We start from the raw sequence: 17402 nt of genomic DNA, 5'->3' as shown, positions 1-17402 counted from the left end.
GAGTTTTCCGGGCCTTGTCGAATCCGGCCGTGCTCGTTCGACAGACTCGTGAAGGCACCACCGATCACCCGAGGAGCACCCATGCGCACCCTGATCTCCACGTCGTTCGTCTCGCTCGACGGCGTCGTCGAAGCCCCCGGCGGCGAGGCCGGCTACCGCAACGCGGGCTGGACCTTCAAGGACGTCGAGTTCGAGCCGGCCGCCTACGAGATCAAGGGCACCGAGCAGGACGAGGCCACCGCGCTCCTGCTGGGCCGCGTCAGCTACGAGGCCTTCGCGCCGGTCTGGCCGGGCATGACCGTGGAGTTCGCCGGCTACAACGCGATGCCGAAGTACGTCGTCTCGACCACCCTCCAGGAGGCCGACCTGGTGGACAACTGGGGCGAGACGACGATCCTGCGTTCACTGGACGACGTCGCCGCGCTCAAGGAAACCGAGGGCGGCCCGATCATCGTCAACGGCAGCGCCACCCTCAACCGTTCGCTCGCCGACGCGGGCCTGCTCGACCGGCTCCACCTGCTGGTGTTCCCGGTGCTGCTCGGGGCGGGCAAGCGGCTGTTCAGCGAGACCGACAAGGACAAGCAGAGCCTGAAGCTGATCGACAGCGCGTCGTACGGCAACGGGATCCAGAAGCTGGTCTACGAGTTCGTGCGCTGACCGCCGCGGGTCCGGCCGATGTTTCACGTAGAACATCTGTTCGAACGTGGTGTACGGTCGGACCCATGACGACCCCGGCACTGCAGGCATCGCTGTTCGGCGAATCCGGCCCCGTCACGCTGCACGAGCTGGCGCCCCGCCGGACCGGACTCGGCTCCGGCGCGTGGATCGACGTCCAGGCGGGCTGGCTCGACGGCGCCGACGAGGTCTTCACCGGTCTCGTCACCGGTGTCCCGTGGCAGGCCGAGCGGCGCCGGATGTACGACCGGCTCGTCGACGTCCCCCGGCTGCTGTGCTTCTACGGCGAAGCGGCGCCGCTCCCCCACCCTGTGCTGGCCGAGGCGCGCGCCGCGCTGAGCGAGCACTACGCGGGCGAACTCGGCGAGCCGTTCCGCACGGCGGGCCTCTGCTACTACCGCGACGGCCGCGACAGCGTCGCCTGGCACGGCGACACGATCGGCCGCGGCAGCACGGAAGACACGATGGTGGCGATCATCTCGGTCGGCACGGCCCGCCAGCTGGCCCTGCGCCCCCGCGGCGGCGGCGAGTCCCACCGCTACGCCCTCGGCCACGGCGACCTGATCGTGATGGGCGGCTCGTGCCAGCGCACGTGGGAACACGCGATCCCGAAGACGAGCCGCGCGGTGGGGCCGCGGATCAGCATCCAGTTCCGGCCGCGCGGCGTGCGCTGAGGTCAGTCGACCAGGACCGGCAGCTCGTCCAGTCCGTACACAATGGACACCTTGCGGAACGAAAGATCGTGCTCCGGCACGGCGAGCCGCAGGTTCGGGAACCGCTTGATCAGCGCCGGGTACGCCGTGCGCAGCTCCATGCGGGCGAGCTCGGCGCCGATGCAGCGGTGGATGCCGTAGCTGAACGCCAGGTGCGACGTCGGCTCGCGGGTGGCGTCGAAGTCCTCCATGCCCGCGCCCAGCTTCGGGTCGCGGTCCGCGGCCGACAGCGACACCAGCACGATGTCGCCCTCGGCGATGTGGACGCCGGCGATGTCCATGTCCTGCTTGGCGAAGCGCGGGAACGCCATCTGCACCACGGTCAGGTAGCGCAGCAGCTCCTCGACGAAGCGGTGCACGGACTCGTCGTCGCCGCGGACGGCTTCGAGGGCCTTCTCGTCGCGCAGCAGCACCAGCGCGCCGAGCGCCAGCATGCTCGCCGTCGTCTCGAGGCCGCCGGTGAGCACGCCGTCGGCGAGGCCGGCCAGCTCGCGGTCGTCGATCTCGTCGCCGTGCTCCTTGATCAGCATGCCGAGCAAGCCGTCGCCGGGCTCCTCGCGCTGCTTCTTCACGATGTCGAGCAGGTAGGTCAGCGACTCCGACATCGCGCCCAGCGACGCGCCCGCGCCGCCGAAGAGGTCGAAGCGGGCGGTGCTCAGCCGCTGGAACTCCGCCCGGTCCTCATAGGACACCCCGAGCAGTTCGCAGATGGTCAGCGACGGGATCGGCAGCGCGAACGCCTGCCAGAGGTCGACCGGCCCTTCCGTCTTGGCCATCGCGTCGAGCTGCTCGGCGACGATCTCGTCGATCCGCGGGGCCAGCCGGCCGAGCCGGCGCATGGTGAACTCGGGGGTGAGCAGCTTCCGCAGCCGCGTGTGCACCGGCGGGTCCGCGAAGCCGAGGCCGCCCGGGTTCTGGTCCGCGGTCACCCCGGCGTTGCCGACGAGGTTGCCGAAGTCGCTGGAGAACCCGGTGGCCTTGCCGAGGACCGCCTTCGCCTCGTCGTAACCCGTGACCAGCCAGGCGTTCATCCCGAACGGCAGGTCGAGCTTGCCGATGGGTGCTTCGGCGCGGCGCGCGGCCATGTCGGCGACCGGGTCGAGCCCGTCGCGCTTCAGCGGCAGCAGCGCCGAATCGGGCAGGAGCGACGACATCTTTTCGAGGTCGAAGCCCTTTTTCGACTGCCGGGCGAGGTACCGGCGGCCGACCCAGCCCAGGACCCGTGAGCGCAGACTCCCCATGTACCCGACAGTACCGCACTAGCCCGATCGGGTGACCGACGGCGAGACGGGACTCACCTCCGCGGCGGCAGCTCCGTGTTCGCGGTGATCAGCCCGTGCTCGCTCGCGGCGTAGTGGAAGTACGGGCGGCCGAGGTCGTCCGAGCCGGCGAACGACGTCCGGGAGCGCCCGTCGGCTTCGGTGTTGACGCCGTTCGTGCGGGCCAGCACGCCCGAGGAGCTCAGCCACTCCCGCGACGCGCGCACCGGCCGCCAGCTCCGGCCGTCGCCGGTGAGGTCGCCGAGGACCTTGGTCATTTCAGCCGCGCCGGAGATCCGCAGGTTCTGGTCGTCGGTGACGTTCGCGGTGGCGTCGGTGGTCAGCGGGTAGGACCACGTGTGCCGCGCGGCGGACCGCACCCGTCCGTCCACTGTGGACGTCGACGTCTGCTGGCCCGAATCGGCCTGGACGACGTGCTGGGTGAAACCGCCGCCGGTGACGTCGTCGCTGTTGCGGTAGTCGCGGGTGCGCTCGACGCGGGTGTAGACGCGGCCGGCGGAGGTGTCGACGTAGCCGGCGGTCACGTCGTCGCGCTTCGCGGTGACGGTGACGTTCACGCCGCCGTCGATGTCCTTCACCACCTCCTGCCGCGCCGGGGCCGCCGCGACGTCGTGCCGGGTCAGGGCACCGGACGTGCGCGCGGCGTTTTTGTCGGTGTAGAGCAGTAGCGTCGGGACGACGGTGAACTCACCGCCGATGTCCGCGAAGGAGAAGGAGAAGTCGTGCGCACCGCCGTCCACGAGCCGGCCCGCGAACGGGGTCACGTCGTAGGTTTCGGCGTGCAGGCTGAAGGTGTCGATCGCCACGATCGGCCGCCACAGCTGCGGCACGATCCCGCCGGAGTAGATGTGCGGGAAGGTGAACGCGCTGCCGGCGGCGGTTCCGTCGATCGCGAAGTTCGCTTCGCGGTAGGGCCCCTTCCCGCACAGCCCGGCGGCGGGGTACTTCGCCGAGACGGCGTCGGGAACGTCGTCGAACCACTGCTCGTCGCAGGCGTGGCCTTCGAGGGTGACCTCGAGGTAGGCGCGGGTGATGTTGCGCGGCAGGTCTTTCGCGCTGAAGTGCACGGTGGGCGCGGCCGGGGTCGCGTCGGCGTGCCCGAACCCGGCGACGTGATCGGCGGTCTCGGGCGCGGGGTGCTTCCGGTCGGCCTGGTAGTAGGTGAGCGTCACGGTCTGGGCGTAGACCCCGGTGTAGACCGGCGAGTTGTAGTTCTCGATGCCGCCGCGGAAGGGCTGCGGCGTGCGCAGCAGCGCGGCGTAGGGCGTGAGGTCCTTGTCGAAGTGGTAGGTGATCGCGCGCCGGCCCTCACCACTGGGCTCCTCGGTCGTCCCCCACCAGACCTCGGTCCCGCCGATCCGCAGATCCCCGATCCGGTCGTACTGCCGCCCGCTCACGGTGACGGTCTGATCCATGACGACCTTCGCCCACGGCCCCGGACAAGCCGCGGGCGGCGCGAGCGTCCCCTCGTAGAACCGCGGCGTCCCATCGCCGGCGTTGGACCGGAAGGCATCGGCGAGGGTGACACTGCAGTGCGCGGTACCGGGCCGCGTCACCGCGGGCGCGGCGATCACCGGATCGTCGGTGTCCCCTTCCACGACGGGCGAGGCGGAGGCGACGGCCCCGGAGAGCACCCACGTCAGGACCAATGACAGGACGATCGTGAAGATCCGCACCCGATCACCCTAGTCCGCCGCGCCCCCGCGGTCCCCCGACGAACGGCTGGACACTGACGCGACAAAACCCGGCCACCCGGCTCGGCGCACTTGGGTCCGCCGGCGGCGGTCCGTACCATGCTCGGCGGCGAGGGAGGACAGCCTTGAGCAGCCTGACCGGGGACTTTCCCTCCGGCAGCTTCCTGGCCAAGCTGCCGGAGGCATCGAAAACAGGCCTGCTCGGCCTGGGTGTCCCGCGCGAGTACTCGCCGGGCAAGGTCCTGCTCAGGGAAGGCGAAAGTACTTCGCACGTCTTCGTGATCGTGACCGGCTTCGTCAAGGTGACGGCCGCGACGCCGGAAGGGAACGTGGCACTGCTCGCGATCCGCGCCGCCGGTGAACTGATCGGCGAACTCGCGAGCATGGACGGGCAGCCCCGGGTGGCGACGGTCACCTGCGCCGGCCGGGTGCGAGCCAGGCTCGTCACCCAGCCCGAGTTCCACCACTTCCTCGGGGGGCATCCGGAAGTGGCGCTGGCGGTCGGGAGCAGTGTGGGCGGCAAGCTCCGCTGGGCCACTCGCCGGCGGGTCGACTTCGGCAGCCGTGAGGTGCGGATCCGGCTCGCGCGGGTGCTGCTCGAGCTGGCCACGGCGTACGGCACGGCCGAGTCGACCGGTGTCGAGATCGGGGTGGACCTCACCCAGCCCGAGCTGGCCGGGTTGGTCGGCGCCGCCGAGCCGACCGTCCACCGCGCGCTCGCCGGGTTCCGGCACGCCGGCCTCGTCGGCACCGGCTACCGGCGGATCGTCGTCGTCGACCGCGCCCGGCTGGAGACCGTCGCGGAGGGATGAGTCCTACGCGAGCCCGGTGACCAGGAGCAGGAGCGGACCGCAGAGGAACAGGACTCCGGTGCCGGCCAGGGCCCGCCGGACGTGGCGGTGTTTGACCATCGCCAGCTCCGCGAGCAGCTTGGAGAGCTGCTGTGCCTCGGTGCACTGCTGACGCAGCGACACGGGAAGACTCGCCCGGGAGGCGCCCGCCACGGTCGGAAAGGCGAACCGGTTCGGAACGGCGAGGCGTTCCGTACGCGGCCGGAGGGCTTGGACCAGCTCGTAGGCCGAATACACGTAACCCACGACGAAGAACACCAGGATCGCGAAAACGGTGACGCGCAGCCCGGGTGCCGGCCGGGCTGCCGGGAGGAACGCCAGCTGGGCGGCGATCAGTGCCGTGATCGTGCTCTGCACCGCGACCACGGTGCGCACCTTTTCGTCCGCGTGCTGGACCGCACCTTGGAACGACGTCACCGTGCTCAACGCCGTGCCCAGCTCACGCTCCAGTCCGGTACCCGGTGCCGCGGCGCACTTCATCGTCCTGAGGCCCACGTACGTCTCCGTTCTTTCTCCCGGCCACCAGCTTCGCGCGCCCCCGATTCCCACACCCCATCAGACGACGGGTTCACCGGCGCCGAAGACGCGTTCCATGCCGTAACAGCCCACGCACGCGTCGCGACACGAGCACTCGGACCTCGGGAGTTGCGCTGAACCAAAGACGAGAGTGGCCCGCGGACTCGGTGCTCGGTCTCCTGAGCACCCGCACCAGGAACGCCCTGCTGAGCTTCGGGACCACGGTGGCCTACGGTCCGCGGCAAACCGTGATCCGGCAGGGGGAACAGAGCCACCACGTCGTGATCCCGCTGTCCGGCACGCTGAAGGTCGTGGTCGACACCGAGTTCGGCCGCCCGATCCTGCTCGCGCTGCGCGGGCCGGGCGACATCCTCGGCGAGATGTCCGTCTTCGAGGGACGGCGGCGCTCGGCGAACGTGCAGACCTGCACCCCGGTCCAGGCCAAGCTCGTCGGCAAGGCCCAGCTGAACGAGTTCCTCGACCGCCACCCCGACGTGTGGCGGGCCGTGGCCAGCTCGCTGAGCGCCCGGCTCCACTGGGCGAACGGCCGCCGCGCGGAACTCCTCACGTGCCCGGCTCCCCTGCGCGTCGGCCGGGTGCTGGCCGACGTCGTCCAGCGCCACGGCCGCCACACCGGCGACGGCTGGGTGCTCGATCTGTCGCTCACCCAAGCCGAGCTCGCGTCGCTCACCGGTGTCGCGTTGAGCACCTTCGAAAAGACGACCCAGCGGCTCCACCGGCTGGGTGTCCTCCGGAGCGAATATCGACGCATCGTGGTCGGCGACCTGGGTGCTCTGCTCCGTTTCAGCAAGCTCGCCGGGCAGAACCCGTATCAGTACGGGGTCGGCGGGAGGGATGTGGCTCAGAGTTAGGACAACGCGAAATCGATCACCGGAGGTCACCGTGGCGGATGACGGCCAGTTCTCCCGGACGCTGCTGCTCGCGGTGGACGCCTGGCGCTACGGGACGCGGGACGACCTGCAGCAACGAGACTTGCAGCGGGCGCTCGCGACCGCCGTGCGCGAGTCGGCGACGCGCGGCGGCCTCGACCCGGAGCGGTGGCAGCGGCAAGACGCCGGCGACGGGCTGCTGTCGGTGATCACGGACGGGAGCGCCGAGCCCCAGGTGATCGGCTCCTTCGTCCGGGAGCTCGACGACTGGCTCGGCCGGTACAACCACGACCTCCGGCCCCAGGCCCGGCTGCGGCTGCGGGTGGCGGTCCACCACGGCGTCGCGATCCCGGCGGACCTGGGCCACGCCGGAGCCGCGCCGGTCCACGTCTGCCGGCTGCGGGACGCCCGCGCCGTCCGCGAATTGCTCGAGGTCTTTCCCGAGGCGAATCTCGTCTTCGTCGTTTCCGAAGCGATCTTCGAGGGCTCGGTCCGCCCGCGCCACACGTCGTTGTCCGTGCGGGACTTCACCCGGGCCGAGGTGGCCGAGCCGGCGAAGGAGTTCTTCGCCACGGCTTGGGTGCACGTGCCAGGGGCGCCCGGTCACCGGGTCGTTTCCCAGCTCGGCGCCTGGGCTGTGGGCCTGCGCTTCGCCGGCGCGGCCGCCCCGCCGCCCGGGTTCTTCGAGCAGGTCGTGGGCCCGTCTTTCGAAGCCGTCGGCATGCCGGCGCCGGAAGGTGCGGAAAGCTCCGGCGAGGTTCTTTCGTTCCGCGTGCCCGCCGGCCTCTCCGGAACCGTGCTGACCGGGGTCTGGCTCGAGCACCTGCGGGAGAAGGCCGATGCGCACTTCCGCGGCGTCCGGCTGGCGGTGGGGATCGCGCGGGACCCGGACCCCGCGGCGGCCGGTGCCGAAGCAGCCGGACTCGCCGGTTCGGAGCCGGCCGGCCGGCTGCTGGCCACCGCGGCCGGGGGACGTTTCGTCATCGTCGTGTCCGAACAGGTCTACGACACGGTCGTGAGCCGGGGCGGGCGGTTCGTGTTCCCCGAGTCCTACCGGTGCCCGGAAGCCGCGGCGGGGTGCCGGCTCAGAGTGCTGGGCCACTCGATACCACCGGAAGCCGGGCCGCCCCAGGACCCGCCGGCCGCCGGGGCCGGCTCGCCACCGGCCATCACCGCCACCACCCACGGAGACCACTCCACGGCCATCGGCCACGGCACGTTCACCGCCCCGTTCATCATGGGCGACTTGCACCAGCACGGGAGGGATCGATGACCGCACCACCGAGCCCGCCGCCGGCGGCGGGAGCGCCCGACGCCGCCGGCCCGGCGGCCGGCGCCAAACCGGATTCCGCGGCGGCACCGGACGCCGGCGAGAAGGCCGGTGACACCCTCCTCGGCGAAGAGAAACGCAGTTTCAGCAAGACGTTCCGGCAGGGGCAGCACTTCCTGTCCCCCGAGATCAACCAGTACGGCCGGGCCGTGTCGATCGGCCGGGGCGACATCAAGGAACTGCAGGTCGGCGACCGGACCCAGATCTTCATCGGGCACACCGTTTCCCGCACCTCCGGCCCGGTCCGCGAAGAGGTACTGACGTGGATCCGCGAACGGTACCTCGAAGTGCCCGGCTACGCGGAAATGCTCGAGGCCCTGCGGGCCAACCGGGTCCTGCTCCTGCGCGGCCACCCGGGCACCGGCCGGGTGACCACCGCCCTGCACCTGCTCGACCACCTCACGCGAGAGCGGGTCTTCCGCTTGGACAGCGGCGAAACCGTGAAGTCGCTGACCGAGGCCGGGCTGCCCGAACGCAAGGCCGGGTACGTCGCCGAGGTCCCCCGGCGCGTCGCGAGCTCGCTCACCGAAACCCACCTGGAGAAGCTGCACGGGTTGTGCAAGGACAGCGAGTCCTATTGCGTACTGGTCAGCGAAACCGATCCCCGGCCGTCCGACGTCTTCGGGGGATACGCCCACGACTACTCCGCCCCCGATGCCGCGGCGCTCCTGGAGAAGCACGCTTCACACGAAGCCGTCCTCCGCGACGCGGAGGACTTCGACGACCGGATGTCCGGCCTGCTGGCGGCGGACTGGGTGGCCAAGGCACTCGGGCCCTGCCCGCGTCCCCTCGAATCCGTGCGGATGGCCGCGTTGCTCGCCCAGCACGCGAGGGACGAGCTCACCCGGGTCGACGTCGAACGCGAAGCCGCGCAGGCGGTGTACTTCCAGATCACCGAGTGGTTCGCCGGACTGCAGGCGATGCCGACGGGCGAGGAACGCGACGAAGCCTTGCGCCTGGCCGCCTTCCGGATCGCGCTGGCCGTCCTCAACGAATCCCCTTACCACATCGTCGCGGACGCGGCCGGCCGGCTGGCCAAGCGGCTCATCGCCGCGACCGGGCCGACCGGGACCAGGCGCACCTCGCTGTTCTCGGACGACCAGGACCACCGGCTGCCGGCCCTGCGCGCCAAGGTGGTCGACGGGTACGCCACGTTCGGTCAAGAGCTGGTGCCCATGCCGCTGCTGTTCTTCCACGACGAGCGGTACCCGAGCGCCGTGCTCAAGTACGTCTGGGAGAACCACCACCGCATGCGCGACGCCATCGCCTGGTGGCTGACCAAGCTGAGCAAGGACCTCCGCGCCCTGGTGTGGGTTCGCGCCGCGCAAGCGACCGGGTACCTGTGCGGGCTCGACTTCATCTACGGCTTCGGGACGATGATCGCGCCCGGCGCCTTGGCCGCCCCCGGCAAGCCTAGCTCGGTCCGGCGCCGGATGGCCGCGGCCATCGCGCTGGACCAGGCCGCCCAGGACGAAGACCTCCGGCCGGCGATCCGGGCGCGGCTGCGCCGCTGGTGCCGCACCGGGAGCTACGCGGCGCGCTGGACCACGGCGTCGGCGCACGGGTTCACCCTGGGCCGGCGCTACGCCACCGAAGCGTTGAACGAGCTGCGCATCCTCGGGACGCCGGCGGAGCGCCCGCCGACCACCGGCCCGGACGACGCGCTCGTCGTCGTCGCCGGGTTCAGCATCGCGAAGCTCTTGGCGTTCGGCGAGATCCGCCCGGTTCTCGACTGCCTGGGCCGGTGGATCCGGAACGAGCGCACCAGCCTTCGCCGCCTCGCACTGTCCGCGATCGACCAGCTGACCGATCTCTACGGGTTCGAGCTCGACTACCTGGCCATTTCGGTGACCGGCGAGCGGCCCGAACTGCCCGCGGCGGCGGAGAAGTGGCCGCTGCTGCTGACGCTGCAGTGGCAACAGCCGGAGCTCACCGAGCCGATCGCCGACCTGCTGCGCCAGTCGCTTCGCGCCCGTGCCGGCGGGTTCACCGCCAAGAAGCTGATCGGCAAGTGGATCCGCGTGGCCGAACGGGATGACGAATGCCTCGAAACCCTGGCCCGGTTCCTCCCCTACGCGATCGAAACCGAAAGCGATGAGCGACGGTTGAACCACCTGATCGAGAAGCTGCGAGAGGACTGGGTCGATCCGCTCCGGCCCGAAGTCGCGGCACGGCTGACCGAAGCGGTCCGCGCCCGGGAAGAAAGGTACGCGTCGGCATGACCGAACCGAAGAAACCGACCGAGAAACCGCAACCGCCGGCCGAGCAGGAACCGGCTCGCGCGCCGGAGCCGAACTGGCGGGAGGACGCGAAGCAGGAAGCCGCTCCGGAAGAAGAAGTCCGGACCGTCGAGCCGTCCAACGTCAAGCCGCTCGTCGGCGAGTACCGGATCGGCCGCCTGGACTTCCTGGTCCGGCGGGCGCCGGCACGGCCCTGGATCGCCCTGGTCTTCGTGCACAAGGACGGGACCATGACCACGTTCCGGGACGGGAAGCAGCCGACCGTCGCGCAGCTGCTGTGGGGCGGGTTCCGGAGCCAGTACGAAGTGGACATGTCGCTGCGCCGCCTGACCTTGGCGATCACCTTGCCGAGCGCCGAGGACGTCTTCGTCTTCCGTGCGGCGGTCGACGTGCAGTGGCGGGTCGTGGCTCCCGAGCTGGTGGTGCGCGGTGGCCTCACGGACATCCGCCGGGTACTCGTGCCGCAGCTGCTCGAAGGACTCCGGCAGGAGACCCGCACGCTCCAAGCGGGACACGTCGAGTCCGCGGAAAAGGCGGCAGGCGCCCGGTTCGGGCCCGACTGGCTCGCGGCGGAACACGGGTTGTGGACGAACGTGCTCGTGCGGCTGCGGATGGACAAGCAGACCGAGCACAACCTCCGGCTCGCGTCTGAAGTCCAGGCGTTCAAGACGCTCATCGAAGGCGGCGACATCGACCAGTTCGCGCTCCAGCTGGCCCAGAACCCCCAGCAGGTCGCCCCGGTGGTCCAGGCGCTCGTCAAGGAGCGGGACACCCACCGCCGCCAGGTGTTCGACTTCATCACCAACCTGCTCGCGTCCGACGCGCTGGACCGCTGGCAGATCGACGACCAGGTCCGCGTCACGCTGGAGTGGCTCAAGGTTTCGATCAACCGGGTCATCTCCGGCACCGACGAAGCCCGCCAGCTGTCTTTCAACGGTACTCCGCCGGGTTCGGTGAACGGCCACGACAACGGATCGGCGGCCGGCACAAACCCTTAAAACGTTTCAGATCATGGTAGGCTCACGCCTTCTCGGTGAGAGGGGTGCGGTGGTCGGCATCAAGGACGTCGCGAAGCGCGCGGGCGTCTCGATCGGCACGGTGTCCAATGTGGTCAACCGGCCGCACGTGGTCGCCACGGCCACGCGGAACCGGGTGCTGTCGGTGATCGAGGAGCTCGGCTACGTCCGGGACGAGTCGGCGCGGCAGCTGCGGGCCGGGCGCAGCCGGATCATGGGGCTGCTCGTGCTCGATCTCGGGAACCCGTTCTTCGTCGACGTCGCCCGCGGGGCCGAGCAGGCCGCGCACGCCGAGGGCCTCAACATCATCACCTGCAACAGCGGCCAGCGCTCCGACCTCGAAGCGTCGTACCTGGCGATGTTCGCCGAACAGCGGGTCCGCGGGGTGCTGCTGAGCCCGGTCGCCACCTCCGGCGAAGCCCTGCGCGCGTTCCGGCGCAGCGGCACGCCGTACGTCTTCGTCGACCGCAAGGCGCCGGCGTCGGAGGCGAGTTCGGTGGCGGTGGACGACATCGCCGGCGGTGCGCTCGCGGCCCGGCACCTGCTGGAGACCGGGCACCACCGGATCGCGTTCGTCAACGGCCCGGCGATCCTCGCCCAGTGCCGCGATCGCGAACAGGGGGTCCGCACGGCGCTCGCCGGTTCGGCGGTGGAGCTGACCGTGCTGGAGGCGATCGGCCTGGACGTCTCCTCCGGCCGCGACGCGGGCGCGCGCCTGCTCGGCACGAGTCCCCGGCCCACGGCGGTCTTCTGCGCGAACGACCTGCTCGCCCTCGGCGTGCTGCAGGCCATGGTGGGCGCGGGCGTCCGGGTCCCCGAGGAGATGGCGATCGTCGGCTACGACGACATCGAGTTCGCCGGTGCGGCGGCGGTGCCGCTGACCTCGGTCCGCCAGCCGGCCCGCCGCCTCGGCCGGACGGCGGCGGAACTGCTGCTGGCGGAGACGGCCGACACGACGGTGGAGCGCCAGGCGGTGGTGTTCACCCCGGAACTGGTCGTCCGCGAATCGACCCGGGTGCGCCGCTGACGGGGCACCGCGCCCCGGCCCGCCGGTAGCCTCGGGACCATGGTGTTCGACTCCGCCCGGTTCGACCTCCAGCCCTACGCCGGCGTGGCGTGGGAGCGCTACGTCCGGCGGACGTTCTGCAGCTGGGAGCACGCGGGCTGGCGGTCGCTGCTCGTCCAGCGGTTCGAGCACGTGCCCGTCGCCGAAGACCTGCGCCTGCCGGGCATCGCCGACCTGCACCTGGTGCTCCCGGTGTCCGGCCGGGCGGAGACGGCGGCCGGCTCCCCCTGGGTTCCCGGGCGGCTGCAGCTGGGGATCCCGCACCGGCCCGCGCTGCGCCGCTACCGCGGGGACGCGTCGATGCGGAGCGTCCAGATCCACATCCCGCGCGACACCGTCGACTCCGTCGCGGCCCAGCTGGGCGGTCGTCCCGTGGACTTCGACGCCGTGGCCGCGTCTCTGACCGGCGGGGACGCCTTGCTCGAAGAAGCGGTCCGCGCGATCGGGTTCCCCGGCGAGGCGGGTGAGCTCTACGCCGAGTCCGCCGCCGCCTTCCTGACCACGCACCTCTTCACCCGGCACGGGCGGCGGCGCGCCGGGCCGGCCCCCGAGCGGGAAGACGCGCGCGTGCGCACCGCCGTGGCGGTCATGCGCGAGCGGCTGGCCGAACCGGTCACCCTGGCCGACCTCGCCGCCGAGGTGCACCTGTCCGTCTACCACCTCGTCCGGGTGTTCAAGGCGGCGACCGGCGAGACGCCGCACCGGTTCCTCACCCGGCTGCGGGTCGAGGAGGCGAAGCGGCTGCTGCGCGGCACGGACCTCGCGCTCGACCGGATCGCCGCGCGGTGCGGCTTCGCCGGCCCCGGCCCACTTTCGGCCGCCTTCCTCCGGCACACCGGCACCCGTCCGTCGGCCTACCGCAATTCCTGAGCGGTGGACGGCAATCCCGGACCTGGAGCCCGGACCGGCCGACGTTCTAGCGTTTCCCCATGACCGCAACGCAGTCCTACGACGTCACGGCCGAGTCCACCGCACCGCCCTCGGCCGTGTGGGCCCTGCTGCTCGACGCCCCCAGCTGGCCGTCGTGGTCGCGGATCGACGCGCTGGAAAGCGAGCAGCCGGCCGGGGTCGGCGCGGTCCGGGCGTTCCGCACCGGCAAGGTCGTCACGAAGGAGCGGATCACGGCGCTGGAGCCCGAACGCCGCTTCGCCTACGAGGGCGCGGAAAACCCGCAGCTGACCGAGTACCGCGCCGCGGTCGAGCTGCTGGAGCTCCCCGGCGGCGGCACCCGGATCCGGTGGCACGGCACGTATTCGGCGCGCTGGGGGACGCGCTGGTTCCTCCGGCGGTACCTCCGCCGCTTCATGCAGGACATGGCCACCGGGCTGGCCGCCCACCCCGGAGGTCCGTTCAGAAAGTGACGCCCGCTTCGGCGGCCTGGGCGTCGTCGAGGAAGTCCTGCTCGATGCGCGGGGAGGCGTGGACGCACATCATCCGCAGCGGCTCGGGACCGACGGCGCGGAACGCGTGCGCGGTGCCCGCGCCGACGACCACGACGTCGCCTTGGTGCGCAGTGGCTTCGCCGTCGGAGGTGCGGAAGAGCGCCTGGCCGGCGAGCACCACCCACGTCTCCGAGTACGGGTGGACGTGCGCGTCCGGGCCTTGGCCCTCGGTGTTGTCCACGTGGAAGAACGAGATGCCGGAGCCGTAGGCCTCGCCTTCGAACCGGGCGGTGCGCCCGCTGCCGATGCGCAGGTCGTCTTCCTTCGCGATGACCACCATGGTGAGTTCTCCTTTCGGGGTGTGGTGGTCATCCTCGGGCCGGCCGCGGTGCCGGGGCATCCGTGGTGACCACGGATTCCGCCACGGAGAACCCCGTGCGGCATACTCCGTGGCATGCCGCCCGCGCCGACGATCTCGCCGCGCGAGCGCGAAGTCCTGCTGGCCCTCGCGGACCGGCTGACCAACGCGGAGATCGCCGACCGGCTCTTCGTGTCGGTGCGGACCGTCGAGAGCCACGTGTCCGCGCTGCTGCGCAAACTGGCCGCCCGCGACCGCCGGGAGCTGGCCGCGAAGGCACCGGAGTTCACGGCCGCGGCGGCGGGCGTCGTGACCGGGGCACCGGAGCCGGTGACCAGCTTCGTCGGGCGGCACGCCGAGCGCGACGCCGTCGTGCGGCTGGTCGCCGAGAGCCGGGTGACGACGGTGCTCGGCCCGGGCGGGGTGGGCAAGACCCGCCTGGCGGTGGCCGCGACCGAGGCGGCGTCGGCGGCCTTCCCGGGCGGCGCGGCGTTCGTCAACCTCGTCCCCAGCCGGCCGGGTTCGGTGCTCGAGTCGGTCGCGGCCGGGCTCGGCGTCGTCCCGCGCCCGCAGCAGCCGCTGCCGGACGCCGTCGCGGCGCAGCTGGCCGGGCGCGCGCTGCTGGTGCTGGACAACTGCGAGCACGTGGCCGACGACGTCGCCGACGTGATCACCGCGCTGACCGCCGCGAATCCGCGGCTGAGCGTGCTGACGACCAGCCGCGAACGGCTCGGCGTGCCCGGCGAGACGGTGCTGCAGCTCGGTCCCCTGCCCGCGGCGGCCGCCCTGTTCACCGAGCGGGCGAAGGCGGTCGACCCGGCGTTCGAAGCCGACCCGGCGCAGGTGGCCGAGCTGTGCCGCGAGCTGGGCGGCTTCCCGCTGAACATCGAGCTGGCCGCCGCGCGGGTCGCGTCGCTGGGAATCGGCGGCCTGCGCGCCGGACTGGCCGACGACCCCCTGCGGGTGCTGGCCACCGGCCGCGGCGGCGAACCGCGGCACCGGTCGCTGCGCTCGGTGGTCGAGTGGAGCCACCGCCTGCTGACGGCCGAGGAACGCACGGCACTGGCCCGCATCTCCCGCTTCCGCCACGGTTTCGACCTCGACGCCGCGACGGCCCTGTCCCCGGACCTGTCGATCGGCGCCCTTTCGGACCTGCTGGGGCGCTTGGTGGACAAGTCACTGGTGTACCGCACCCCCGGCCGGTGGGCCCTCTTCGACGGCGTCGCCCGGTTCGCGCGCGAACAGCTGGAGAGCTCGGCGGAGGCGAGCGAGATCACCGCCCGGTACCGGCGCTGGGCGGCCCGCCGCGCTCACGACCTGACCACGCGCCTCGGCGGCGACTGGCGGGACGAGTTCGACCGGATCGCCGACGACCTGCGCGCGTGCGTCGCGGAAGGGGAAGACCGGCGCACGGGCACCGCGGAAGGGCCTGGCCCGGCCGCACCCCCGCACACCACCGCCGAGCGGCGAAACCCCGCCACCTCGCCGCACACCGCCACCACCGACGGGCACGGCCCGGCCGTGGCCCCGGGCGCCGCTGACGAGCACGGCCCCGCCACCACCGACGGGCACGACCCGGCCGCACCCCCGGGCGCCGCCACCACCGACCAGCACGATCTCGCCGCCGATCTGGCGCGGCTGACCTACGCTCGCGGGTTCCTCGCCGAAGCGGCCGCCCACTGGCGCACCGCCGCCGACCGGGCGCCCTCCCCTTCGGCCGCCGTCGTGGATCTCGCTCGGGCGGGCAGCTGTGCGCACCTGCTCACCCACGCGCGGGACCACTACGATCTCCTGCTCGTCGCCGCCGATCGGGCCGCTGGGGATCGCGCTGTCCGGGGCAGGTACCTGGCCGAGGCCGTCGTGCTGGCCGAACGGTTCCGCGGGGCCGGGTTCGTCACCCAGCCGGTGCCGGACGGCGAACTGGACCGGATGCTCGCCGAAGCCGCGGCCTCCTCGGACAGCGCGCACGTCGCCGTCGCCCGTGCTTGGCGGTCCGGGGTGGGTCCGCAGGCGGTGACCGCGGAGGCGGCCGCACACGCCGTGACCGCGGCGGCCGGTGATCCGCTGCTGCTCAGCGCCGCGCTGGATGCCCGTTGCACCGCGGAAGCCCTCGCCGGGCGGCCGGACCTGGCGCACCGCACGACCCGGGAGCGCCTGGAGCTGGTGACCGCGGCGGACCGCACCGATCCGCGGGCCGCGCTGGAGGTGCTGGACGCGTTCCGGTCGGCGATCGCCTACGCCGTCGCGACCGGGGAGCTGGCCGAGGCGGTCCGGGTGAGCAAGCGCGCCGCCGGCGATCCGGCGCTGGCCGGGCACCCGTACTGGGGCGCGAGCGGGCTGGTCACCACCCTCGCGCTGACCGGCCGGTTCGACGACGCCCTCGCGCTCGCGCACGAGATGTGGCACGCCACCACCGAAACCGGGCCGCCGCGCAATGCCACCCCCGCACCGACCAACCGGTCCAACGACACCCACGCACTCGCCGACGACATGTGGCACACCACCACCGGAACCAGCCAGCCGCACAACACCACCCCCGCACCGACCGGCCCGTCCGACGAGACGTGGCACGCCACCACCGGAACCGGGCCGCCGCGCAATGCCACCCTCGGGGTTCCGCTGCTGGCGGCCGCGCTGGCCGCCGGCCTCTCCGGTGACGAGCGGGCCATGGCCCGGTGGCGGACCCGCGCGGCCGCCGTCGCGGGCGTGGCCACGCCCGCCGGGTCGCCGAACCTCGCGCCGCTGGACGCGTTCGTCCGGGGGCGGGTGGCGCTGTGCACCGGCATCGGACTCGCCGACGCTTTCGCCGCCGCCGCGGGGGACTTCTCGCCCGGGCGGTTCGACGGGTACGCCGCCGGCGTGGCCGCCGAGCTGGCGGTGGTGCTCGACGTCCCCGACGCCGAGCACCACCTCCGGCGCGCCGCAAGGCACGCCGGGCACAACCGGTGGACGGCCGCGGCCGTCACCCGCGCCCGGGCCCGCCTTCAGCGCGACGCCGGACTGCTCGAAGACGCCGCGAACCGGTTCGCCGGAATCGGCGCGGGCTTCGAAGCGGAATCGACGACGCTCGAACTCACTTCGTGGACGCGATGAAGTAGACGACGATGCCGATCAACGCGAGCACTTCGGTGAGCACGAACGTCGAATAGGCGATCGTCTGCAGTTTTCCCCGCGCTTCCGGCTGCCGGGCGGTACCGTTGATGACGGCCGCGAAAATGAGGCCGACTCCGATTCCGGGGCCGATCGCACCGAGTCCGTACCCGATGGCGGCCAGGCCGGGGTTGAGGTTGACTGTCTGGGCCAGGACGAAGTCACTCATGGCATTCCCCTTCACATCGACAGGTAGAAGAATCGAAGGGCTGGGAATTCGAGAACCGAACGGTCCGGACAC

At 72.1% G+C, this 17402-nt stretch carries 16 protein-coding genes; 11 read left to right on the top strand and 5 right to left on the bottom strand.

What is annotated here, in order from left to right:
• Window positions 1-81: 81 nt before the first annotated feature.
• Both AB5J73_RS31100 and AB5J73_RS31095 read left to right on the top strand, forming a co-directional pair.
• The gene (locus AB5J73_RS31100; RefSeq protein WP_370962229.1) at window positions 82-657 is read left to right on the top strand and encodes a dihydrofolate reductase family protein; all 576 of its coding nucleotides are present in this window, start codon (window positions 82-84) and stop codon (window positions 655-657) included.
• A 65-nt stretch (window positions 658-722) separates the two neighbouring features.
• The gene (locus AB5J73_RS31095; protein WP_370962228.1) at window positions 723-1349 is read left to right on the top strand and encodes an alpha-ketoglutarate-dependent dioxygenase AlkB; all 627 of its coding nucleotides are present in this window, start codon (window positions 723-725) and stop codon (window positions 1347-1349) included.
• Window positions 1350-1351: 2 nt separating this feature from the next.
• On the opposite strand, the gene AB5J73_RS31090 is transcribed toward AB5J73_RS31095, so the two are convergent.
• Window positions 1352-2629 carry a cytochrome P450 gene (locus AB5J73_RS31090; RefSeq protein ID WP_370962227.1) on the bottom strand — a complete coding sequence of 426 codons (1278 nt, stop codon included), beginning with the start codon at window positions 2627-2629 and terminating at the stop codon, window positions 1352-1354.
• Window positions 2630-2682: 53 nt separating this feature from the next.
• Entirely contained in the window at window positions 2683-4344 is a 1662-nt protein-coding gene (locus AB5J73_RS31085; protein WP_370962226.1) for a peptide-N4-asparagine amidase, read from the bottom strand.
• Between the two features lie 143 nt (window positions 4345-4487).
• On the opposite strand from AB5J73_RS31085, the gene AB5J73_RS31080 reads away from it, so the two are divergent.
• Window positions 4488-5174: a Crp/Fnr family transcriptional regulator gene (locus AB5J73_RS31080; protein WP_370962225.1), complete on the top strand. Its 687-nt coding sequence runs from the start codon at window positions 4488-4490 to the stop codon at window positions 5172-5174.
• 3 nt (window positions 5175-5177) lie between these two features.
• On the opposite strand, the gene AB5J73_RS31075 is transcribed toward AB5J73_RS31080, so the two are convergent.
• Window positions 5178-5708, bottom strand: coding sequence for a hypothetical protein (locus tag AB5J73_RS31075; RefSeq protein ID WP_370962224.1), 531 nt, complete (start codon window positions 5706-5708; stop codon window positions 5178-5180).
• A 188-nt stretch (window positions 5709-5896) separates the two neighbouring features.
• Here AB5J73_RS31075 and AB5J73_RS31070 point away from each other — a divergent pair, with 188 nt between their 5' ends.
• The 7 genes from AB5J73_RS31070 to AB5J73_RS31040 are packed head-to-tail and all read left to right on the top strand — an operon-like array spanning window position 5897 to window position 13632.
• Complete coding sequence (locus tag AB5J73_RS31070) at window positions 5897-6601, top strand: Crp/Fnr family transcriptional regulator (protein ID WP_370962223.1); 705 nt, start codon at window positions 5897-5899, stop codon at window positions 6599-6601.
• Window positions 6602-6632: 31 nt separating this feature from the next.
• A complete protein-coding gene (locus AB5J73_RS31065) occupies window positions 6633-7892 on the top strand; it encodes a hypothetical protein (protein ID WP_370962222.1) in 1260 nt (419 codons plus the stop codon).
• A complete protein-coding gene (locus tag AB5J73_RS31060; RefSeq protein ID WP_370962221.1) occupies window positions 7889-10171 on the top strand; it encodes a hypothetical protein in 2283 nt (760 codons plus the stop codon). The genes AB5J73_RS31065 and AB5J73_RS31060 overlap by 4 nt, the downstream gene beginning before the upstream one ends.
• Entirely contained in the window at window positions 10168-11187 is a 1020-nt protein-coding gene (locus AB5J73_RS31055; RefSeq protein WP_370962220.1) for a hypothetical protein, read from the top strand. Before AB5J73_RS31060 ends, AB5J73_RS31055 begins: the two co-directional genes overlap by 4 nt.
• Before the next feature lie 49 nt (window positions 11188-11236).
• Window positions 11237-12232, top strand: a complete 996-nt coding sequence (locus AB5J73_RS31050; protein WP_370962219.1) for a LacI family DNA-binding transcriptional regulator — start codon at window positions 11237-11239, stop codon at window positions 12230-12232.
• 39 nt (window positions 12233-12271) lie between these two features.
• Complete coding sequence (locus tag AB5J73_RS31045) at window positions 12272-13141, top strand: helix-turn-helix domain-containing protein (RefSeq protein WP_370962218.1); 870 nt, start codon at window positions 12272-12274, stop codon at window positions 13139-13141.
• 59 nt (window positions 13142-13200) lie between these two features.
• Window positions 13201-13632, top strand: coding sequence for an SRPBCC family protein (locus AB5J73_RS31040; protein WP_370962217.1), 432 nt, complete (start codon window positions 13201-13203; stop codon window positions 13630-13632).
• Here the strand turns inward: AB5J73_RS31040 and AB5J73_RS31035 are convergent.
• Window positions 13622-13993: a cupin domain-containing protein gene (locus AB5J73_RS31035; RefSeq protein ID WP_370962216.1), complete on the bottom strand. Its 372-nt coding sequence runs from the start codon at window positions 13991-13993 to the stop codon at window positions 13622-13624. The two genes, AB5J73_RS31040 and AB5J73_RS31035, sit on opposite strands and share 11 nt — an antisense overlap.
• Window positions 13994-14107: 114 nt before the next feature.
• On the opposite strand from AB5J73_RS31035, the gene AB5J73_RS31030 reads away from it, so the two are divergent.
• A complete protein-coding gene (locus tag AB5J73_RS31030) occupies window positions 14108-17104 on the top strand; it encodes a LuxR C-terminal-related transcriptional regulator (protein WP_370962215.1) in 2997 nt (998 codons plus the stop codon).
• Here the strand turns inward: AB5J73_RS31030 and AB5J73_RS31025 are convergent.
• Window positions 17085-17330, bottom strand: coding sequence for an ATP F0F1 synthase subunit C (locus tag AB5J73_RS31025; RefSeq protein WP_370962214.1), 246 nt, complete (start codon window positions 17328-17330; stop codon window positions 17085-17087). The two genes, AB5J73_RS31030 and AB5J73_RS31025, sit on opposite strands and share 20 nt — an antisense overlap.
• Window positions 17331-17402: the final 72 nt, after the last annotated feature.

It is taken from the genome of Amycolatopsis sp. cg9 (assembly GCF_041346945.1).
In the GTDB taxonomy this organism is placed as follows: Bacteria; Actinomycetota; Actinomycetes; order Mycobacteriales; family Pseudonocardiaceae; genus Amycolatopsis.
The sequence above is the reverse complement of the archived record's forward strand: the minus strand, read 5'-3'. Positions and strand labels throughout refer to the sequence as shown.

Bases quoted from the DNA above. Each gene is read 5' to 3' on its own strand.
- AB5J73_RS31100 (WP_370962229.1), top strand. From the start codon at position 82: ATGCGCACCCTGATCTCCACGTCGTTCGTCTCGCTCGACGGCGTCGTC.
- AB5J73_RS31095 (WP_370962228.1), top strand. From the start codon at position 723: ATGACGACCCCGGCACTGCAGGCATCGCTGTTCGGCGAATCCGGCCCC.
- AB5J73_RS31090 (WP_370962227.1), bottom strand. From the start codon at position 2,629: ATGGGGAGTCTGCGCTCACGGGTCCTGGGCTGGGTCGGCCGCCGGTAC.
- AB5J73_RS31060 (WP_370962221.1), top strand. From the start codon at position 7,889: ATGACCGCACCACCGAGCCCGCCGCCGGCGGCGGGAGCGCCCGACGCC.
- AB5J73_RS31055 (WP_370962220.1), top strand. From the start codon at position 10,168: ATGACCGAACCGAAGAAACCGACCGAGAAACCGCAACCGCCGGCCGAG.
- AB5J73_RS31045 (WP_370962218.1), top strand. From the start codon at position 12,272: ATGGTGTTCGACTCCGCCCGGTTCGACCTCCAGCCCTACGCCGGCGTG.
- AB5J73_RS31040 (WP_370962217.1), top strand. From the start codon at position 13,201: ATGACCGCAACGCAGTCCTACGACGTCACGGCCGAGTCCACCGCACCG.
- AB5J73_RS31035 (WP_370962216.1), bottom strand. From the start codon at position 13,993: ATGGTGGTCATCGCGAAGGAAGACGACCTGCGCATCGGCAGCGGGCGC.
- AB5J73_RS31030 (WP_370962215.1), top strand. From the start codon at position 14,108: ATGCCGCCCGCGCCGACGATCTCGCCGCGCGAGCGCGAAGTCCTGCTG.
- AB5J73_RS31025 (WP_370962214.1), bottom strand. From the start codon at position 17,330: ATGAGTGACTTCGTCCTGGCCCAGACAGTCAACCTCAACCCCGGCCTG.